The 17941-nt window shown below is 65.7% G+C and carries 21 protein-coding genes; 7 read left to right on the top strand and 14 right to left on the bottom strand.

From position 1 onward, the window contains the following. The first annotated feature begins 109 nt into the window (after nucleotides 1-109). Nucleotides 110-544 carry a hypothetical protein gene (locus CH339_RS03285; protein WP_111432857.1) on the top strand — a complete coding sequence of 145 codons (435 nt, stop codon included), beginning with the start codon at nucleotides 110-112 and terminating at the stop codon, nucleotides 542-544. 292 nt (nucleotides 545-836) lie between these two features. Here CH339_RS03285 and CH339_RS03280 read toward each other — a convergent pair whose 3' ends face one another. Then, on the bottom strand, nucleotides 837-1004 hold the full coding sequence (locus CH339_RS03280) for a DUF465 domain-containing protein (protein ID WP_111432856.1): 168 nt from the start codon (nucleotides 1002-1004) through the stop codon (nucleotides 837-839). A 189-nt stretch (nucleotides 1005-1193) separates the two neighbouring features. Between CH339_RS03280 and CH339_RS03275 the strand changes: the two genes are divergently transcribed. Continuing rightward, nucleotides 1194-1451 carry a YdcH family protein gene (locus CH339_RS03275; RefSeq protein WP_111432855.1) on the top strand — a complete coding sequence of 86 codons (258 nt, stop codon included), beginning with the start codon at nucleotides 1194-1196 and terminating at the stop codon, nucleotides 1449-1451. On the opposite strand, the gene CH339_RS03270 is transcribed toward CH339_RS03275, so the two are convergent. Continuing rightward, complete coding sequence (locus CH339_RS03270; RefSeq protein WP_111432854.1) at nucleotides 1431-2138, bottom strand: GGDEF domain-containing protein; 708 nt, start codon at nucleotides 2136-2138, stop codon at nucleotides 1431-1433. The genes CH339_RS03275 and CH339_RS03270 overlap by 21 nt on opposite strands. 380 nt (nucleotides 2139-2518) lie before the next feature. Here CH339_RS03270 and purE point away from each other — a divergent pair, with 380 nt between their 5' ends. The 4 genes from purE (at nucleotide 2519) to CH339_RS03250 (ending at nucleotide 5602) form a co-directional block, all read left to right on the top strand. Continuing rightward, on the top strand, nucleotides 2519-3016 hold the full coding sequence (purE, locus tag CH339_RS03265; protein WP_111432853.1) for a 5-(carboxyamino)imidazole ribonucleotide mutase: 498 nt from the start codon (nucleotides 2519-2521) through the stop codon (nucleotides 3014-3016). A 7-nt stretch (nucleotides 3017-3023) separates the two neighbouring features. After that, nucleotides 3024-4139, top strand: coding sequence for a 5-(carboxyamino)imidazole ribonucleotide synthase (locus CH339_RS03260; protein ID WP_111432852.1), 1116 nt, complete (start codon nucleotides 3024-3026; stop codon nucleotides 4137-4139). A gap of 133 nt (nucleotides 4140-4272) precedes the next feature. Further along, entirely contained in the window at nucleotides 4273-4500 is a 228-nt protein-coding gene (gene rpsU, locus CH339_RS03255; RefSeq protein ID WP_111432851.1) for a 30S ribosomal protein S21, read from the top strand. Nucleotides 4501-4738: 238 nt separating this feature from the next. Then, complete coding sequence (locus CH339_RS03250; protein ID WP_111432937.1) at nucleotides 4739-5602, top strand: tetratricopeptide repeat protein; 864 nt, start codon at nucleotides 4739-4741, stop codon at nucleotides 5600-5602. Between the two features lies 1 nt (nucleotide 5603). Here the strand turns inward: CH339_RS03250 and CH339_RS03245 are convergent, their stop codons facing one another. From CH339_RS03245 to CH339_RS03200, 10 genes are all read right to left on the bottom strand, one after another. Further along, on the bottom strand, nucleotides 5604-6548 hold the full coding sequence (locus CH339_RS03245; RefSeq protein WP_111432850.1) for a hypothetical protein: 945 nt from the start codon (nucleotides 6546-6548) through the stop codon (nucleotides 5604-5606). A 162-nt stretch (nucleotides 6549-6710) separates the two neighbouring features. Continuing rightward, nucleotides 6711-8108, bottom strand: coding sequence for an NAD(P)(+) transhydrogenase (Re/Si-specific) subunit beta (locus CH339_RS03240; protein WP_111432849.1), 1398 nt, complete (start codon nucleotides 8106-8108; stop codon nucleotides 6711-6713). Between the two features lie 13 nt (nucleotides 8109-8121). Continuing rightward, nucleotides 8122-8583, bottom strand: a complete 462-nt coding sequence (locus tag CH339_RS03235) for a proton-translocating transhydrogenase family protein (protein ID WP_111432848.1) — start codon at nucleotides 8581-8583, stop codon at nucleotides 8122-8124. A 14-nt stretch (nucleotides 8584-8597) separates the two neighbouring features. After that, a complete protein-coding gene (locus CH339_RS03230) occupies nucleotides 8598-9728 on the bottom strand; it encodes a Re/Si-specific NAD(P)(+) transhydrogenase subunit alpha (RefSeq protein WP_111432847.1) in 1131 nt (376 codons plus the stop codon). Nucleotides 9729-9740: 12 nt separating this feature from the next. Next, entirely contained in the window at nucleotides 9741-10025 is a 285-nt protein-coding gene (locus tag CH339_RS03225) for a hypothetical protein (RefSeq protein ID WP_111432846.1), read from the bottom strand. Between the two features lie 192 nt (nucleotides 10026-10217). Next, nucleotides 10218-11606, bottom strand: coding sequence for an ABC1 kinase family protein (locus CH339_RS03220; protein WP_111432845.1), 1389 nt, complete (start codon nucleotides 11604-11606; stop codon nucleotides 10218-10220). A gap of 64 nt (nucleotides 11607-11670) precedes the next feature. Further along, nucleotides 11671-12909: an MFS transporter gene (locus CH339_RS03215; RefSeq protein ID WP_111432844.1), complete on the bottom strand. Its 1239-nt coding sequence runs from the start codon at nucleotides 12907-12909 to the stop codon at nucleotides 11671-11673. A 133-nt stretch (nucleotides 12910-13042) separates the two neighbouring features. Beyond that, a complete protein-coding gene (locus tag CH339_RS03210; protein ID WP_111432843.1) occupies nucleotides 13043-13948 on the bottom strand; it encodes a heme-dependent oxidative N-demethylase family protein in 906 nt (301 codons plus the stop codon). Nucleotides 13949-14083: 135 nt separating this feature from the next. Beyond that, nucleotides 14084-14425, bottom strand: a complete 342-nt coding sequence (locus tag CH339_RS03205; RefSeq protein ID WP_111432842.1) for a hypothetical protein — start codon at nucleotides 14423-14425, stop codon at nucleotides 14084-14086. A gap of 341 nt (nucleotides 14426-14766) precedes the next feature. Further along, nucleotides 14767-15105 carry a hypothetical protein gene (locus tag CH339_RS03200; protein ID WP_111432841.1) on the bottom strand — a complete coding sequence of 113 codons (339 nt, stop codon included), beginning with the start codon at nucleotides 15103-15105 and terminating at the stop codon, nucleotides 14767-14769. A 203-nt stretch (nucleotides 15106-15308) separates the two neighbouring features. On the opposite strand from CH339_RS03200, the gene CH339_RS03195 reads away from it, so the two are divergent. Further along, the gene (locus tag CH339_RS03195; RefSeq protein WP_111432840.1) at nucleotides 15309-15551 is read left to right on the top strand and encodes a hypothetical protein; all 243 of its coding nucleotides are present in this window, start codon (nucleotides 15309-15311) and stop codon (nucleotides 15549-15551) included. Nucleotides 15552-15575: 24 nt separating this feature from the next. On the opposite strand, the gene CH339_RS03190 is transcribed toward CH339_RS03195, so the two are convergent. Further along, nucleotides 15576-15929, bottom strand: a complete 354-nt coding sequence (locus CH339_RS03190) for a sunset domain-containing protein (RefSeq protein WP_111432839.1) — start codon at nucleotides 15927-15929, stop codon at nucleotides 15576-15578. 134 nt (nucleotides 15930-16063) lie between these two features. Next, nucleotides 16064-17938, bottom strand: a complete 1875-nt coding sequence (locus CH339_RS03185; protein WP_111432838.1) for a M3 family oligoendopeptidase — start codon at nucleotides 17936-17938, stop codon at nucleotides 16064-16066. Between the last annotated feature and the right edge of the window lie 3 nt (nucleotides 17939-17941).

Below are 17941 nucleotides of genomic sequence, written 5' to 3'. Positions count from 1 at the left end.
GTCCCCCGCCCATCATGGGACCGTTACTGACGAGACGGATTATGGCGCCCCGTACCGCGACCGCGCTTTTGCGCTTCCGGCTCGGGCAACCGACAGGAGCTTTGAAAAAATGTCGATCGTGCCCCCTTCGGGCGGCGGCTACGGCCCGGATGGCGGGCGCCCGAAGACCCACAAGGAATTCAACCTGCCCGGCTGGCTTCTGATCGCGGAATTCGTCGTCATCGGCGCGCTTGCCGCCTGGGCCGCCAAGCGCTTCGCGGGCCTGCCCTGGCTGCCGTCCGCCATCGCCGGCATCGTCGTTTTCGTCGGCCTGATGAGCCTTCTCTACAAGACCCGCTGGTTCTTCTGGCTGTACCTGGCGGTCGTCACGCTGGTGCCGGCGCTGATCTTCGGGGATTTCATGAAGTTCCACGTGCCCGAGGAATGGGCCTGGGCGTGCGGCATCGCCCTTGCGGTCGCCAGCGCCTGGGCGCACTGGGCCGCGCGCTCGGAAATCTACGAGGAAGACGAGACGGAACCGCCGCAACAGCCGCCCTATGGCTGAGGCCGGTGCGGACGGCAAACGTCGTCCGGAACGCCCGCTCCTTGCGGCAGTCGGCGCAGTCTTGAGCGCCGGCGCGGCCCGGAAAGGGCCCGCAAGACCGCGGATTTCGGGAACGTGAGATGGGATAGCCGCCGAGACCGCACGGACTGGCGGCGGCGGGGGCCGGTCGAACGAAAAGGCAGACCGGCGATTGATACGGATGGCGCCGCGAGCAGAACCTTAAGTCTTGGCGTCTAGGCCCTACTCGCGGATTTCTGGAACGTGCTTGACGTGACCGTTACAGAAGCTGATCTCAGGATGTTCGGATGCGCAAAATCTCGTCCTTCAGGAGCAGCTTCTTGCGCTTCAACTCGGCTACGTGGAGATCGTCATACCCCGGATGGGCCAGTTCCTCTTCGATTTCCCGTTCCAGCGCGTGATGCTGTTCTTCGAGGTTAACGAGAGCGGCATTCTGAGACATGTCGAAAAGCCTCCTTCTATCCCAAGTTTGACAACACAAGTGTGACATATGGGAACCGGTCTGTCGAAAAAAAAGTCCCCTCCAAGCCCCCGAATCACCCCTTTTTGGGATGCTTGCGGCGTATACCCTGAAGACGCGCTTCCGGTGCCCGGCAACACCGTGCTATCGTCGTGAAATTACAGTTTAAAAATGATCGCCGGAGGGTCCCCGCCCCCGCATCTGAACGGTGAGGTTGCGCCGTTGGACGTCGAAGAAAAAGCTGCAGCGGAAGCAGAACTGGCGCGGCTGCGCGAAGAGCACCGGGACCTGGATACCGCCATCGAGGCGATGGTCGCCAATGCCCGGGCCGATCACTTGCAGGTTCAGCGGCTGAAGAAGCGCAAGCTGGTGCTGAAGGACAGGATCAGCCAGCTCGAGGACGACACCCTACCGGACATCATCGCCTGAGGCGAAAACGGCCCGGGTATAGGCCTCGCGGCGACGTCTCTTGTCGCGGTACATCGCCGCATCGGCCTCGTCCAGAACGGTCTCGCAACCGCCCTTCGTCTCCAGCGGCGCGATGCCGGACGACAGGTGCAGCGGGATCGGCGTTCCGAAGTCGCAGAGCGGGTTTTCCTCAACGAACGTAACGAGGTCCCTGACGCGCTTTGCCGCCTCTGCGGGTACCGTGTTCCACAGCAGCATGGCGAATTCGTCGCCGCTCAGCCTGCCGACGAGATCGGAGTCGCGGACGTTTTCCAGGAGAAGCCGCGCCACATGGCGCAGTGCCGCATCGCCGACCCGGTGACCGAACCGGTCGTTGATCGTCTTGAACCGGTCGACGTCGAAGAAGACGAGCGTCGCCGACACCCCGTAGCGGCCGCTGAAGGCCTTGGCGCGTTCCAGCTCCCGCATGAATCCGCGCCGATTGAAGACGCCGGTGAGTTCGTCCTCGTCGAGCTTGCCTTCCAGGTCCTTGATGCGGCAGTCGAGCGTGTAGATCAGATGCTCGAAGGCATGGACGATCTGCCGGGCCTCCGGCGCGAGGGTCCGCAAAAGGACGTCGTTTATCGCAGTCGGGCCGACCTCTGACGGGTGGATCAAAACCACCTCGTCGCCGGCCCGTACGGCGTTTTGCACATGCTGGTCTTCCATGGCGCTCTCTTTCGCGTTTACCGCAATCCGGCGCAACAAGATTAAGGCCTGATAGTACGGCCGCCATTACGATTTCCTCACTTGGAACAGTAAAATCTTAGCGATGCAACCAGGGAGCGCATTAGCGTTTTTTCAGCAACGCGGTAATATGCAGTGTTTATTAAAGAATCCGGCGGGTAAATGTTTCCCGGCAATAACGTCGCAGGGCCCAGGCTCGCGCTTCGGGCGAGTTGCGTGCAGTGCATACACCCTCGATAGCGCCGTCCGACAACCGCGAATCGCCGCCTTGCACCGCCGCACTCCGTCCCTATAATCCCCGGCTTTCCAACCCGGCGCCGGCGCGCGGCCCGGCATCCGGCCCATAGCCGAAAGGTAATCCAATGCCGTCACCGGCCGCTCCGGTCGCCATCATCATGGGCAGCCAGTCCGACTGGCCGACCATGCGCCATGCCGCCGAGACCCTCGATGCGCTCGGCATCGCCTTCGAGGCGCGGATCGTCTCCGCCCATCGCACGCCCGACCGGCTCTACGACTTCGCCAAGGGCGCCCGCGACCGCGGCCACAAGGTGGTGATCGCCGGTGCCGGCGGCGCCGCCCACCTGCCCGGCATGACGGCGTCGATGACGCCGCTGCCGGTGTTCGGGGTGCCGATCGAATCGCGCACCATGAAGGGCATCGACAGCCTCTATTCGATCGTCCAGATGCCGGCCGGCGTGCCGGTCGGAACACTGGCCATCGGCCGCTCCGGCGCCGTCAATGCCGCGCTGATGGCCGCAAGCGTGCTGGCGCTCACCGACGCGGCCCTTGCCGAACGGCTCGACGCCTGGCGCGCGCGCCAGACCGAGGCGATCGCCGAGACCCCGAGCGACGAGGACTGAGCCGGCAATGGCGCGACTTTCCCCCGGCGACACCATCGGCATCCTCGGCGGCGGCCAGCTCGGCCGCATGATCGCCATGGCGGCCGCCCGCCTCGGCCTCAAATGCCACGTCTATTGCCCGGACGCCGCCTCGCCGGCCTTCGAGGTCGCAGCCGCAAGCACCTGCGCGCCCTATGAGGACGAAGCGGCGCTGGCCGCCTTTGCCGAAGCCGTCGACGTCGTCACCTACGAGTTCGAGAACGTGCCGGACACCACCGCCGCCGTGCTTGCCGCCCGTGTGCCCGTGCGCCCCTCGCCGGAATCCCTGCGCGTCTGCCAGGACCGGCTGACCGAAAAGGCCTTCCTGTCCGATGCCGGCATCGCAACGGCCGCGTTCCGCAAGGTCGACAGCCTGGACGAGCTGGAAAAGGCACTCGGCGAGATCGGCACACCGGCGATCCTGAAGACCCGCCGTTTCGGCTATGACGGCAAGGGCCAGACGATGATCCGCACCGCGGGGGAAGCGGCGGATGCCTGGGAGGCCATCGGCAAGGCGCCGGCGATCCTGGAGGCCGTCGTGCCCTTCGCGCTGGAATGCTCGGCCATCGTCGCCCGCGGCGTCGACGGCGAGACAGCCGTCTTCGACATCGCCGACAACCGCCACGAAAACCACATCCTGAAATTCTCCAGGGTGCCCGCCCCGATCGCCCCGGAAACCGCCGCGAAGGCCGCCGACATTGCCCGGCGCATCGCCGGCGCCCTCGACCATGTCGGTGTCCTTGCCGTGGAGCTCTTCGTCGTCCGCGACGGCGATGCGGAGACCCTCTTCGTCAACGAGCTTGCGCCCCGGGTCCACAATTCCGGCCACTGGACCGAGGATGCCTGCGCGGTCTCCCAGTTCGAGCAGCATGTCCGGGCGATCGCCGGCTGGCCGCTCGCCATCCCGCGGCTCGTTTCTGAGGTCGAGATGGAGAACCTGATCGGCGCCGATGCGGAGCGCTGGGCCGACATCCTTGCCGAACCGGGTGCCCGGCTCCATCTGTACGGAAAGGGCGAAACGCGCCCCGGACGCAAGATGGGTCACGTGAACCGTTTGGCCTCGCCAAACGGCCGTTTTGGAACCTCTCCGAAACGGCCGCTTTGACGTGGACAACCCTTGTTGATTCTGTTAAAGACGGCGCCACATTTGCGACGCGACAGCGGCGCCAAGGGAGTTGTCGCCCCTTAGCGGCGGATTCCCGGCAAGATCACACGGAAACGAACACGGGATTTGACGCGTGCAGGTACTCGTCCGCGACAACAACGTCGATCAGGCGCTGAAGGCGCTGAAGAAGAAGATGCAGCGCGAGGGCATCTTCCGCGAAATGAAGCTTCGCGGCCACTACGAGAAGCCGTCCGAGAAGAAGGCCCGCGAAAAGGCCGAGGCCGTCCGGCGCGCACGCAAGATCGCCCGCAAGCGGGCACAGCGCGAAGGCCTGCTGCCGGGCAAGGCGCCGCGCAGCTAGGCGACGAGGTCCGCAGGCCGGCTCGCGTGGCTCCGGCGCCGCGGCAGCCGGCGGCAACGCCCTTTGAGACACCGACCGGATTGGCGCCGCAATGCTGCGGCGCCTTTTCGCTGCCCGCCATGAAGGCGCCACCCGAAAATCGACGGTCCAGTCGCCGAAAGGCCTTTGTCCCGCACGGGTATTCCCAAAAAGCGACGTGTGTTAAATGTTTTCCATGAAAACAGCGCGGGAAAATGTCATGAGGTATCCCGTCACCGGGTTGAGAACGTTCCGCGCCGGCAGCCTTGCCGCGGCAATTCTCGCCGTTGGCCTTGCCGGCTGCCAGGTCGATTCCGTTTCCGGGCCGACGGCCAGCGAGCTCGACCCCTATACTGGCTCCAAGGAAAATATCGCGTCGCTGAGCGCGGTGCTGGAAGCCAACCCGCGCGATCCGCACGCCTACAACATGCGCGGCACCGCCTTCGGCAAGGCCAACAAGTCCGAACAGGCGATCCAGGACTTCACCCGCGCCGTCGAACTCGACCCGTCCTATTACCAGGCCTACGCCAACCGAGCCCTCGTCTACCGCAACATGGGCCGCATGGACCTGGCGCTCGCCGACTACAACCGCGCCCTGTCGATCAATCCGAACTACGATTCGGCCTATGTGGCGCGCGGCAACATCTACCGCCAGCATAACCAGCCGGGCCTTGCCCTCAACGACTACAACAACGCGATCCGGCTGAACCCGTCGGATCCGCGCGCCTATCATAACCGGGCGCTGATCTACCAGGCCCGCAACCAGCACAACAAGGCGGTCGACGACTTCTCGCGCGCCATCGGCCTCGATCCGAAGGCCCCTGCCCCCTATAACGGCCGCGGCGTCTCGTATCTTGCCCAGGGCAACGCCAAGGCGGCGCTGGAAGACTTCAACTGGTCGCTGGAATACGATCGCAAGACCGCCAGTGCCTGGGCCAATCGCGGCGTCGCTCTGGAAGAGCTTGGCCACAAGAACGAGGCGATCGGCTCCTATAACCGGGCAATCGCCCTGGAAGCCACCAACAAGACCGCCCGCGAAGGCCTCGGCCGCCTCGGCGCCACCTACTCGCGCACGCGGACGTAGCTCAACACGCAACGACCTCGCACGCCTCTCCGGTCTCCATCGACCGGCGCATGGCGGCCAGAGGCGCATCCTCGTCGAAGGCGATGCGCCCGCTCAAATGCGTAACGCCGAGCGATTTCCAGAGACGGTCGAGGTCCGGATCGACGGGCGTTGACCGCCAGTCCCTGTAGAGCGTCATCAGCACGTCCGTGCCGGTCGCCGCATCGGCCGCCGCGAGCGTACGCTCGATGGGCCAGAAATCCGTGAAATCGCCGCCCGACGTCAGCACGCCGCGAAGGGCGTCCCTGAGGCTTCTGGCGCCGTTCGTCCGCTTGCGGATCTGCGTATCGGCGACGAGCGCGAAGATCGCCCCGCCCCAATAGGTCCGGCCCCAGGTCGGCGTGTTGTCGAGGCCGTGGTCGCCGGCCTTCGGCAGGCCGTGCGGCATGCGCGTCACGAACTCGCCCCAGACCTGGGTGCGGTCGAGATCGCCGGCCTGCATCCGCGCAATGGACTCCACATAGACCGCGAGCCCCTCGGCCAGCCAGTCGTGGCGTCGAGGCATGCGCGGCAGCGCCAGGTGCACCATCTCGTGCACCATGATCCAGTCCTTCTTCAGATCGGCGACGTCGCTCGCCTCGCCGACCATGACGCGCAGATAGGCGCCGCGGTCGCCGAACGCCTTGCCGGACCTGACACCGGTCCCGTCAACGCCGATGACGTCGAGCCGCACGTGATCGACCGGGAACCGCCCGTAGTAGCCGGCAATGACCTCGGCCGAGCGTCGGATCCAGGCGGCAAGGGCCGCCTCAGGAAGGCTGAAGTCGCCGCGATAGGCAACCGACAGCGTCGCCCCGCCAACGGCGATCTCCTGGCGTAAAGGCGCGCTCTGCTGCGACAGCGTCGGCACCGCGGCAAGGCCGAGCGCCAGAACGGCAATCGCGATCCTACCGGACATCCACGCCATAACGCCTTCCTCCGCATCGATCTGGAAGAGGCCAGCCTATCCGCACACGAGGCGCAGCGCGCATCAAGCCGCTTCAGGATGTCGTGAAGGACCTGCAAACAAGAAAAGGACGCCTGCCGGTCGGCAGACGCCCTATCCAATCTCTCTTGCGGATCGCCTGTTCTAGGCTTCCATCGACTTGACGATGCCTTCGACCATCTTCTTGGCGTCGCCGAGCAGCATCATGGTGTTGTCGCGGTAGAACAGCGGGTTGTCGATGCCGGCATAGCCGGACGCCAGCGAGCGCTTGGAGAACATCACCGTGCCGGCGTTCCAGACATGCAGGACGGGCATGCCGTAGATCGGCGAGGACGGATCGTCCTCGGCCGCCGGGTTGGTGACGTCGTTGGCGCCGATGACATAGGCGACATCCGCCTGGCTGAACTCCGAGTTGATGTCTTCCAGCTCGAAGACCTCGTCGTACGGCACGTTGGCTTCGGCCAGGAGCACGTTCATGTGGCCGGGCATGCGGCCGGCGACCGGATGGATCGCGTATTTGACCTCAACGCCCTCGTGCTTCAGCGCATCGGCCATTTCCCGAAGCGCATGCTGGGCCTGGGCGACCGCCATGCCGTAGCCGGGGACGATGATGACCTTGCCGGCATTCTTCATGATGTAGGCCGCGTCCTCGGCAGAGCCGCGCTTGACGACCTTGTCGCCGGTGTCCTCGCCCGCCGCCGCCGTCTCGCCGCCGAAGCCGCCGAGAATGACGGAGATGAAGGACCGGTTCATGCCCTTGCACATGATGTACGAGAGGATCGCACCCGACGAGCCGACCAGTGCGCCGGTGATGATCAGCGCCGTGTTGCCGAGGGTGAAGCCGATGCCGGCCGCCGCCCACCCCGAATAGGAGTTGAGCATGGAGACCACCACCGGCATGTCGGCGCCGCCGATCGGAACGATGATCAGGCCGCCGAAGACCAGTGCGGCCAGCGTGATCAGCCAGAACGCGGTGTGGTTTTCCGAGCCGACGAACCAGATGATCAGGATGACGATCAGGGCGAACAGGCCGGCATTGATGACGTGCCGCGACGGCAGCAGGATCGGCGCGCCGCTCATCCGCCCGTCGAGCTTCAAAAAGGCGATGACGGAGCCGGTGAAGGTGATGGCGCCGATGGCGACACCGAGCGACATTTCCACGAGGCTCGCCCCGTGGATATGGCCCGGAGAGCCGATGCCGAAGGCGTCGGGCGCATAGAGCGCTCCGGCCGCCACCAGCACCGCGGCCATGCCGACCAGCGAGTGGAAGGCGGCAACGAGCTGCGGCATCGCCGTCATCGGGATCTTCTTGGCGGTGAACGCACCGATGCCGCCGCCGATGGCAATCGCGATGATGATCAGGAACCAGGCATCGGCCGCCGGCGACGCCACGAACAGCGTCGTGATGATGGCGATGGCCATGCCGATCATGCCGAACAGGTTGCCCTGCCGGGAGGTTACCGGATGCGACAGGCCGCGCAGCGCCAGAATGAACAGCACGCCGGCGACGAGATAGAGAAGAGCCGTGATGCTTGCGGACATCTAATCAGCCCCCTCAGCTTTTTTTCTTGTACATGGCGAGCATGCGCTGGGTGACCAGGAAGCCGCCAAAGATGTTGACGCTGGCAAAGACCAGCGCGATGAAGCCGAGCACCCGGGCCCAGGTACCGCCCTCGCCGACCATGTCGACGCCGACGGCCAAGAGCGCACCGACGACGATGACGCTGGAGATGGCGTTGGTGACCGACATCAGCGGCGTATGCAGCGCCGGGGTCACCGACCAGACCACGTAGTAGCCGACGAAGATGGCGAGCACGAAGATCGCCAGCCGGAACACGAACGGGTCGATGGCGCCGCCGGTGGCGGCGTGGACGGCCGCGCCCGCGGCATCGCCGACCTGGTCGACATAGGACTGGGCGGCCGCGGCCGCGTCGGTGGCCTCCCGTGCGGACTGGGCGGCGGCATCGGCCGCAGCGCGCGCGCGTTCGAGCGCTTCGGCCGGGGTAAGATTAGCCATGAGTGAAGTCCCCCTTAACCGGCGAATGCCGGGTGAACGATGGAACCGTCGCGGGTCAGGACCGTCGCCTTGACGAGCTCGTCCTCCCAGTCGACGGCAAGCGCCTTGGCCTCCTTGTCGATCAGCGTCTCGACGAAGGCATAGAGGTTCTTGGCGTAGAGCAGCGAGGCGGTGGCGGCGATGCGGCCGGGCACGTTGAGATAGCCGGCGACCTTGACGTCGCCGACGGTGGCGACCTCGCCGGCAACCGAACCTTCCACGTTGCCGCCGCGCTCCACGGCGAGATCGATGACGATCGAGCCGGGCTGCATGGAGGCAAGCATGTCCTTGGTGACGAGCTTGGGTGCCGGGCGTCCGGGAATCAGCGCCGTGGTGATGACGATGTCCTGCTTGGCGATGTGCGAAGCGACGAGTTCCGCCTGCTTCTTCTTGTAGTCGTCGGACATCTCCTTGGCGTAGCCGCCGGCCGTCTCGGCTTCCTTGAACTCCTCGTCCTCCACGGCGACGAACCTGCCGCCGAGGGATTCGACCTGTTCCTTGGCCGCCGGGCGAACGTCGGTCGCCGAGACGATGGCGCCGAGCCGCTTGGCGGTGGCGATCGCCTGCAGGCCGGCAACGCCGGCGCCCATGACGAAGACCTTGGCCGCCGACACCGTGCCGGCTGCCGTCATCATCATCGGCATGGCGCGGTCGAACAGTTCGGCCGCGTCGATCACCGCCTGGTAGCCGGCAAGGTTCGCCTGGCTCGACAGCACGTCCATGACCTGGGCGCGGGTGATGCGCGGCATGAAATCCATGGTGACGGCCGTGATGCCCGCCTCGGCCATCGCCTTGACGTCGTCCTCGTGGCCGAAGGGATCCATGGTCGCAACGACCAGCGTTCCCTTCTTGATGAGCTTCAGCTCGTCCGCATTCGGACGTCGCACCTTGAGCACGACATCGGCGCCCGAGAGCGTCGCCTTGGCGTCCTTGGCCAGCTTGGCGCCGGCCTTTTCATAGGCTTCGTCGGGAAACCGCGACAGCGCGCCGGCCCCCTTCTGAACGACCACCTCGGCACCGAGGCCGACGAAACGCTTGGCCGTTTCCGGAGTCAGCGCAACGCGCGCCTCGACCGGATCACTTTCCAGTGGGACTGCAATTTTCATGATTGTTCCGAACTAAGCGACGGTAAGAACGACGAACGCCACCCCGAGAACGAAGACGAGGCCACCGGGTATCCAGCCGCGCGGGCCGGCGAACAGGCCGATGAGCGCGGTGACGATCGCAAGAAAGACGATCAGCGACCCGGTCCAGACCGACCACGACCCGCCGAAGGCGAACAGGACGAGGGCGACAAGGATGCTGAAGATGTTGGCGACCGAGACCTTGATCAGCGACATGAAGCGCTCGTAGGTCTCGTGGTGGGTGTTGAAATCGGTTGCCGGCTGGCTGGTCTGGCTCATGCTCCCCTCCCTTTGAATCAAGGTACGTCCGGGCTGTTATAGCAAAGCATGCGCCTGCGGCAACGCGGGCGCACAACAGTTTTCGAACCGCCATGCGATCGAAGGCATAGCACTTGTTGTGCAACGCCGAAAGACCCGGCCGGTCATATTACCCAAGGCGCATGCAAGCGCAGCGCCGTCCGGTCCCCCTCGCTATTGCGGCGACGCCACCGTCTCCAGCGACAGCCCCGTGCTGGCGAGCGCCTCGCGCTGGCGCCGGGCGACCACATCGATGTCGAAGTCCTCGATCTGGCCGTTGAAGAGCTTGTAGAAATTCAGCTCGGCGCCGAGATGCAGGAACACACCGCCAAGGCCGATCGCCGCCCGGTCCATGAACACGAACTCCCGTGGCACCGTCACCGGTCCCCGCTCCTTCAGCGCCTTGTGCACCTGGAAGGCTTCCTTGCGGCCGTATTCGGACGGTGAGACGCCGTCGGCCATGGTCCGTACGCGGTCGGTCAGGATCGGACCGTAGATGAACCGCGCCCAGACATTGAGGATCTCGATGACGTCCTTGGTCAGTCCCTTGAAGCCCCAGCGCTCATAGGCATGCACCACCCGCTCGTCGTCATTGTCGCGAAGCCCGGTGTAGAGATCGACGACGCCCTTGATGAACTCGGGCGGGAAGATGCGGATGCAGCCATAGTCGAGGAGGTTCATGCCGGCCGGCCGGCCGCCCTCCTCGAACACCGTGTAGTTGCCGAGATGCGGATCGCCGTGGATGACGCCGTAGTGGCTGAACGGATACCACCACGCCTTGAACAGGGTCTCCGCGACGATGTTGCGCTCCTCCAGCGAGTGCTCGCGGTATTCCAGGAGCCGCCTGCCATCGAGCCAGGTCATGGTCAGCAGCCGCTTGGTGGACAATTCGTCGACGATCTCCGGCACCCGCACCTGATCGTTGTCGGCGAAGATGCCGTCATAGAGCTTGGTGTGCCGCGCCTCCCGGTAATAGTCGAGTTCCTCGCGCACCCTGGCGCCGATCTCCTTGGCGATCTCACGGGTGTCGATCGCCGGCTTGGTGCGCCGGTGGAGGGAAAAGATGATGCCGAGCTGGTTGAGGTCGGCTTCGACCGCCGATTCCATGTCCGGGTACTGCAGCTTGCAGGCAAGGTTGCGCCCGTCGGTGTGGACCGCCCGGTGCACCTGGCCGAGCGAGGCGGCCGCGGCCGGCTCGTGCTCGAAGGAGGCGAAGCGCTTCTGCCAGCCGGCCCCGAGTTCGGCCGTCATCCGCCGCTTGACGAAGGCCCAGCCCATCGGCGGCGCGTTGGCCTGCAGCTTGGCGAATTCCGTTGCGTATTCCGGAGGTACGGCATCGGGAATGGTGGCGAGCAGTTGCACCACCTTCATGAGCGGGCCCTTCAGCCCGCCGAGCGCTGCGGCCAGTTCCGTCGCGTTACGGTCGTGGTCGGCATCGCCGCCGAAAAAGCGCGTGCCGGCCATGCGCGCGGCAAGGCCGCCCATATTGGTGCCGACCCGGGCATAGCGCCGGACCCGGCCGCTGAAGCGGTTGGCTTCGGTATCCTTGATCTTATCGTTCATCGTGGTCGCAAAAACTCACTGACACATCGTCGACGCGCGCCGCCCGGCGGCGTTTCATCCACGCCTAATATGGCACTTCGGCGCCCGTTGAACAGGCGCGGCGATGCAGCGCGCCGGAAAGCAGCGCAAAGACGATGGTCGCCGCCCCCGCATAGACGGCCATGGCGACGAGCTGCGTCTCGATGGCAACGCCGAGATCGATCAGCCAGCCCATCAGGCCCGGCGCGAGCGCCGTCGACAGCACCGCCGCGGCAACCGCCACCGAACGGATCGCGCCGATATGGGCGCTGCCGTAAAGTTCCGCCCAGACCGCGCCGAGGACCGCGGAGCTGCCCCCTTGCGTGAGCCCGGCGAGCACGAAGAAGAGGAGCGCCAGCCCCGGCTCCGGCGACCAGGCAAGGACCAGAAGGCCGCCCGCCATCGGCAACAGATAGGCCGGCAGCGCGCGTCTGGCGGACCAGCGGTCGATGATCCATCCGGTGGCAAGGCCGCTGGTGATCGAGGTTGCGGCAAAGAACGGGTAGCCGGCCGCGAACCAGGCAAGCTCCCAGCCCTTGGTCTCGACCAGATGCACCTGGTGGAAGAAGACGCCGGTGACGATGAAGGCGGGCGCCAGCAGCCCCGGCAGCAGGATCCAGAACAGCGGATCGCGCAGCACCCGGGCACGGGTCCACTCCTCCGCCGGCGCCTCGCCCTCGCGGCGTGGCGGCAGCGGCGTCTTCGGCACCCGGGACTGGCGGAAGAGGACCATGGAAAGCGGCGCCGCCAGCGCCAGCGCAATACAGGCGACGACCCAGGTCTGGCGCCAGCCGATGGCGGCGGCCAGGAACACGCCGATCGCCGGAAAGATCGCCTCGCCGACCGGATGGCCGAGGGCGGCAATGGCGATCGCCCGGCCCCGCTCCCGGTTGTACCAGCGCGCCATCGCCGTCAGCGCCACATGGTCGAGCATGCCCTGGCCGAACAGCCTGAGGCCGAAGAGCGCGACCGCAAGGACGGCGATGCCGGGCGACAGCGCCATCATCAGGCAGGTGACCGCCAGCCCGCCGAGGATAAGCCCGCTGACGAGGTCGAGCCGCGAGTGGTCGGCGAACTTGCCGACCCAGAGCAGCGTTGCCGCGCTCGCCAGGGTCGCCGCCATGTAGAGCGTGCCGAAATCGCCGTGGGAGAGGCCGTATTCGGCGCGGATCTCGCCGCCGAACAGCGAAATGAAGAAGGTCTGGCCGAAGCTTGAGGCAAAGGTCAGCAGGAAGCCGGCAAAGAGCCAGCGCAGATTGGCGACGGCAAAGGCCAAAAAGCCCATGGGTGTTGCTTTCGAAAGGTCGGGGCGCCGGATCGGGCCGTGGGAAGCGACCGGGACGCGGCGCCATCCTTGACGCGGGCCGGCGGTGCCTGTCCAGAGATTTTTGCGAGCGGTACCTGCAAGACAGCCGGCCTCAGGCCGGTTGCGGTACCCCGGCGATGTCGGACAGCAGCGCACCGATCGCCGGCGCGGCGCGGGTCAGCCCCTTGTAGCGGAGCTGGTCCGGCGTCATCGCGGCAAGCTGCCCGGCGAGCGCCAATGCGATCTTTTCCCGGTCCGGATGCGCGCGGATGGTTTCCACCGGGTCCACATGGATGCGGATCGTGAACAGGATATCGCTCGTCTCCGGCAGCCGCATCAGCGTCTGGCGTTCCACGCGCACCGCCAGTCTCTCGGCCAGTTCGGCCGGCGTCAGCGCCGCCATGTCCTCCTCGTGCGGCTCGGCATGCCGGAGCCTAGTGTCGGTGTAGAGCGACCAGTTGTGGCGCTCCACGGCACTGCCTGGCGCCAGATTGTCGAAGATGCGCTCCACCACCGTCAGCATGCGCCCGGCAAAGCCCGGCACAGGATCGTGGATCGCGCCCATCGGCTTGGCGAATTTCTCTTCGAGCTGCCAGGACGAGGGGAAACAGACCGCGGCGGCCGCCAGCCGCCAGCCGTCGTCGCCCTTGCGCATCAGGCAGAGGTCTTCCTGGACGAGGAGGGCGGCGAGTTTCAGAGGCGCATCGGAGAAGTCGGAGAAGCGATAGCGGCGGGCAGCCGGGGCCACCGTCACGCCCTCCCGGTCGAGCTCGTAAAGGTCCGGCCGTTGGTCCGTCGCCGAGGCGAGCACGACCTTCAGGATTTCCGCCTGTGCCGCGCCGGTTCCCTGCTCGGCCCGGAACACCGCCGCCTCGTCCGCGGCAAACAACGCCTCCTTCTCGGCAAGGTCCCGCGCGACGCGATCGTCGGTCTCGACAATCGCCTCCGGCCCGATCGGCTTCAGCCCGATCGAGAAGGGCTTGGTGGTGAGATAGGGCTTGTGGAGGAATGCACGCATGGCAGCGGTTTAGGCGGGACGGAGCAGGAGGGCAAGACCTGGCAATGTCGCGCTGACCGGCGCCCGCGATGCCGCAACGACAAATCGCCCGACCGGTCGTCGGGCGATTTGGAGGCAAGTAGGACGTGGTCCCGGTCAATTGCAGCCGCGCGGGCCGCCCGGGAGGAGCTCTTCGCGCCTCGGGCGGCATCTTTGCTTGATCATCGAGGCAACGCCCGGCATCACGTAGGGGCCCATCCTCGACGACCGACCACCGCCGCGAAAACGGCCATAGCCGTGGCCGCGGTGCCGGCGATTGTAGCGGAACCGCTTGGCGTGGCGGCGCTTTGCCCGCCAGCCGACCTTGACCACATGGGCCTCGTCGGCATGGGCGAGATATGCCGCGCCCGGCGGGATGATGGGATGCGCGCTCGCGGGGCCGTGGGCCGCCGCCAGCAGCGCCGCCAGTGCCAGTCCGGAAAGAAATGTGCGTCTCATGGGTCGTCTCCTTCGTTCTTGGTTGGGTGCGCTTTCGGGAGCGCAGGCCGCAGCCGTCCGCGACCCTTTCAACATGGGGCCAGGTCAGACGAAGGAGTGTGATGGAGGTCATGTTTGGAGCGATTGCGGGAGCAGCAACCGGTGAGGGCAAGCAAGGCAATCGTCGATCTCGGCAGTCTCCCTCGAGGCCGATCGGCGTCAGCCCGAGCGGGGCCGGCTCGGGAGAAGGCTTTGCTGGAAAGCGCCCGCGGAAAGCCTTCCCATGCGGACGGGCGCCCCGGGACGAGCGCCCGAGGCGACCAGCGACGTCGTCGCCCGCCAATGGCCATCATTGGGCATCGTCACCGGCAGGCGGGATCGCTCGCCGGGAACAGCGCATCGAGGCACTGGCGACGCCGGATCAGCATCGAGGCGACGCCGGGATGCACATAGGGCCCCAACCTCGACGCCCGGCGACCGCCGCGGAAACGGCCGTAGCCGTGGCCGCGGTTCCGCCGATTGTAGCGGAACCGCTTGGTGTGGCGGCGCTTGGCCCGCCAGCCGACCTTGACCACCTCCGCGGTATCGGCATGAGCGAGATATGCCGTGGCCGGCGGTGTGATGGGATGTGCATTCGCGGGGCCGTGGAACGTCGCCAGCAGCGCCGCCAGTGCCAGTCCGGAAAGAAATGCGCGTTTCATTGTCCTTCTCCTTCGTTAGATGCGCCGGGGACAGCGCACGCCGCGTTTCCCGCGACCTTGCCAACATGGGAGCCACGCGAACGAAGGAGTGTGATGAGGGTCATGTTTGCGGCGATTGTTGGCCGTTCGCCACATCGACAGAAGAGTATCGACGCAGCCAAAACTCGCTGGCAGAATTGCAGACAAGGCAAGAGAGAAGAACAATGTCCGCATTAGCCCGGGAGTTCACCGAAACGGTGAAGGTCCGCGCCGGATGCGATCCGGCTTTTCGCGCCGCTCTGCTGGCCGAAGCGGTCGATCTGCTGATCTCCGGCAATGTCGACACCGGCAAAGCCGTTCTACGCACCTGTGTCAACGCGACGGTCGGCTTCGAAAAGCTCGCCGCGGAAACCGGTCATTTGCAGAAAGAGACGGGCGTGCGTTTGGCTGTGGGCGTCGATTCGTGAGGGACCTGCCGCAATAACCCCCGCCTACCGCCGCGCCCTTCGCCAGCCGGCGGCCCAGGCTTCGTTCTCGGTGCAGAACCAGCGCTCCCCGCGCGACGGCGAGATCACCGTCTGATGGTAAAATTTTTGGCCCGGGACGTGGAAAATGCGCTCGCCGGTATTGTAGCTGACATTGCCCTTGATGTTGCAGGTGGCGAGCGCGGCAAAGGACTGCGAAACGGACGTCAGCAGCGGCAAGACGGCGTCTTTTTCGCTCATCACCAAAAGGCCGACGACGACACCGACTGCGAACGTTGCCGCCGTCGCCAGCCCGCCCGACCGGCGTTCTTTCCGACGCCGATCCCGGTGTTTCTCGCGAAATTGCGCCACGGTGCCCATGGCGCAATTCTGAGCAAAAGGATCTTACGATTCAGACGGAATAATCGCTAAAATTGTAACCTGTGCACGAAACACCATAAGGCGCGCTCAGGCAAAGGCCCTGCCGCATGTGCCCCGCTCATCTAACGCGTCCCTCACTCCATCCCCTCCAACTCATCAATCATCCGCGAAATCACCCCCAGTCCCTTCTGCCAGAAGGCCGGGTCGGAGGCATCGAGCCCGAACGGCGCCAGCAGCTCCGAGTGGTGCTTGGTGCCGCCGGCTTTTAGCATGTCGAAATACTTCTCCTGGAAGCCGGTTTCGGCCTCCTCGTAGACCGCGTAGAGCGAATTGACGAGGCAGTCGCCGAAGGCATAGGCGTAGACGTAGAAGGGCACGTGGATGAAGTGCGGGATATAGGTCCAGTAGGTCTCGTAGCCCTCTTTCAGTTCCACCGCCGGGCCGAGGCTCTCTCCCTGCACCTCCAGCCAGATGCGGCCGATCTCTTCCGAGGTCAGTTCGCCCTCGCGGCGCGCCTCGTGCAGCCGGCGCTCGAACACGTAAAAGGCGATCTGGCGCACCACCGTGTTGATCATGTCCTCGACCTTCTGGGCGAGCATGATCTTGCGCAACTCCGGCGTTCCCGCCGTCTTCAGCATCGCCTGGAAGGTCAGCATCTCGCCGAAGACGCTGGCGGTCTCGGCGAGCGTCAGCGGCGTCGGCGCCATCAGCGCGCCCTGCGGCGCCGCCAGCACCTGGTGGACGCCGTGGCCGAGTTCGTGGGCGAGCGTCATGACGTCCCGCGTGCGGCCCTGGTAGTTGAGCAGCACATAAGGGTGCGCACTCGGCACGGTCGGGTGCGAAAAGGCGCCCGGCGCCTTGCCGGGGCGCACCGGCGCGTCGATCCAGTTGCGCTTGAAAAAGGTATCGGCGATCTCCGCCATCTTCGGCGAAAAGCCGCCATAGGCATCGAGCACGGTCTTTGACGCCTCGTCCCAGGAAACCTTGCGCCGGTCGGTGTTCGGCAGCGGCGCGTTGCGGTCCCAATGGGCGAGCTTGTCCATGCCCAGCCAGCGCGCCTTCATGGCGTAGTAGCGGTGCGAGAGCTTCGGATAGGCGCCGGTGACGGCATCGACGAGGGCCGCGACCACCTCCGGCTCGACCCGGTTGGCCAGGTGCCGGGAGTCGGCGACATCGCCGAAACCGCGCCAGCGGTCGGAGATCTCCTTGTCCTTGGAGAGCGTGTTGGTGATCAGGGTAAAGGTGCGAAGGTTCTCCGAGAAGGTCTGAGCCAATGCCTCGGCCGCGTCCTTGCGCTTTTCCTCGTCCGGATCCTGCAGGAGGTTGAGGGTCGCCTCAAGGCCCAGTTCGCCGGAAGCGGTCTGGAACGACAGCCCGGCCATGGTCTCGTCGAACAGCCGGTTCCAGGCGCCCGCCCCGGTCACCGACTTTTCGTGGAACAGCCGCTCGATGTCGTCCTCGAGCTGGTAGGGCTTTTCCTTGCGGATGTCCTCGATCCACGGCCGGTAGTGGGCCAGGCCCTCGTCCTTGAAGCCTGCCTCGATCGCCGCATCCTCGACCCGGTTGAGCTCCAGCTCGAAGAACAAGAGATGGACGCTCGCCGCGGTCACCTTTTCCTGCACATCGCCATAGAACTTCGCCCGCGCCGGATCGGTGGTCTGGCCCGAGTACAAGAGGCTCGCATAGGACATCAGCCGGCCGAGCAGCTCCTGCAGCTCCTCGTATTCGCGGATCGCGGCAACGAGCTGACCCACATCCCCGCCCGGGGCAAGATAACCGGCAAGCCGCCCCTTGCGCGTCTTCTCGAACGCCTCGCCATCTGCCTTCGCCCGCGTCAAATCGCGCTTGACGGCATCGGACTGCGGCCCGTCGTAGAGATCGCTGAGGTCCCATTCCGGCAGCGCCCCGAGATCGCTGGCCGCCACCGCGCCCCCGTCGTCCGGGCTGTGGACGGCGTTGTGGAAAACTCCGGGAAACCCTGTGGCGGCATCGGTGGAAAAGGCGGTCATCGG

The sequence above is a fragment of the Rhodobium orientis genome (genome assembly GCF_003258835.1).
Classification (GTDB): Bacteria; Pseudomonadota; Alphaproteobacteria; order Rhizobiales; family Rhodobiaceae; genus Rhodobium; species Rhodobium orientis.
The sequence above is the reverse complement of the archived record's forward strand: the minus strand, read 5'-3'. Positions and strand labels throughout refer to the sequence as shown.

What these genes read in the sequence shown, in the direction of transcription:
- CH339_RS03285 (WP_111432857.1), top strand. Translation starts at nt 110, where the DNA reads ATGTCGATCGTGCCCCCTTCGGGCGGCGGCTACGGCCCGGATGGCGGG.
- CH339_RS03280 (WP_111432856.1), bottom strand. Translation starts at nt 1,004, where the DNA reads ATGTCTCAGAATGCCGCTCTCGTTAACCTCGAAGAACAGCATCACGCG.
- CH339_RS03275 (WP_111432855.1), top strand. Translation starts at nt 1,194, where the DNA reads ATGATCGCCGGAGGGTCCCCGCCCCCGCATCTGAACGGTGAGGTTGCG.
- CH339_RS03270 (WP_111432854.1), bottom strand. Translation starts at nt 2,138, where the DNA reads ATGGAAGACCAGCATGTGCAAAACGCCGTACGGGCCGGCGACGAGGTG.
- purE (WP_111432853.1), top strand. Translation starts at nt 2,519, where the DNA reads ATGCCGTCACCGGCCGCTCCGGTCGCCATCATCATGGGCAGCCAGTCC.
- CH339_RS03260 (WP_111432852.1), top strand. Translation starts at nt 3,024, where the DNA reads ATGGCGCGACTTTCCCCCGGCGACACCATCGGCATCCTCGGCGGCGGC.
- CH339_RS03250 (WP_111432937.1), top strand. Translation starts at nt 4,739, where the DNA reads ATGAGGTATCCCGTCACCGGGTTGAGAACGTTCCGCGCCGGCAGCCTT.
- CH339_RS03245 (WP_111432850.1), bottom strand. Translation starts at nt 6,548, where the DNA reads ATGGCGTGGATGTCCGGTAGGATCGCGATTGCCGTTCTGGCGCTCGGC.
- CH339_RS03240 (WP_111432849.1), bottom strand. Translation starts at nt 8,108, where the DNA reads ATGTCCGCAAGCATCACGGCTCTTCTCTATCTCGTCGCCGGCGTGCTG.
- CH339_RS03235 (WP_111432848.1), bottom strand. Translation starts at nt 8,583, where the DNA reads ATGGCTAATCTTACCCCGGCCGAAGCGCTCGAACGCGCGCGCGCTGCG.
- CH339_RS03230 (WP_111432847.1), bottom strand. Translation starts at nt 9,728, where the DNA reads ATGAAAATTGCAGTCCCACTGGAAAGTGATCCGGTCGAGGCGCGCGTT.
- CH339_RS03225 (WP_111432846.1), bottom strand. Translation starts at nt 10,025, where the DNA reads ATGAGCCAGACCAGCCAGCCGGCAACCGATTTCAACACCCACCACGAG.
- CH339_RS03220 (WP_111432845.1), bottom strand. Translation starts at nt 11,606, where the DNA reads ATGAACGATAAGATCAAGGATACCGAAGCCAACCGCTTCAGCGGCCGG.
- CH339_RS03215 (WP_111432844.1), bottom strand. Translation starts at nt 12,909, where the DNA reads ATGGGCTTTTTGGCCTTTGCCGTCGCCAATCTGCGCTGGCTCTTTGCC.
- CH339_RS03210 (WP_111432843.1), bottom strand. Translation starts at nt 13,948, where the DNA reads ATGCGTGCATTCCTCCACAAGCCCTATCTCACCACCAAGCCCTTCTCG.
- CH339_RS03205 (WP_111432842.1), bottom strand. Translation starts at nt 14,425, where the DNA reads ATGAGACGCACATTTCTTTCCGGACTGGCACTGGCGGCGCTGCTGGCG.
- CH339_RS03200 (WP_111432841.1), bottom strand. Translation starts at nt 15,105, where the DNA reads ATGAAACGCGCATTTCTTTCCGGACTGGCACTGGCGGCGCTGCTGGCG.
- CH339_RS03195 (WP_111432840.1), top strand. Translation starts at nt 15,309, where the DNA reads ATGTCCGCATTAGCCCGGGAGTTCACCGAAACGGTGAAGGTCCGCGCC.
- CH339_RS03190 (WP_111432839.1), bottom strand. Translation starts at nt 15,929, where the DNA reads ATGGGCACCGTGGCGCAATTTCGCGAGAAACACCGGGATCGGCGTCGG.
- CH339_RS03185 (WP_111432838.1), bottom strand. Translation starts at nt 17,938, where the DNA reads ATGACCGCCTTTTCCACCGATGCCGCCACAGGGTTTCCCGGAGTTTTC.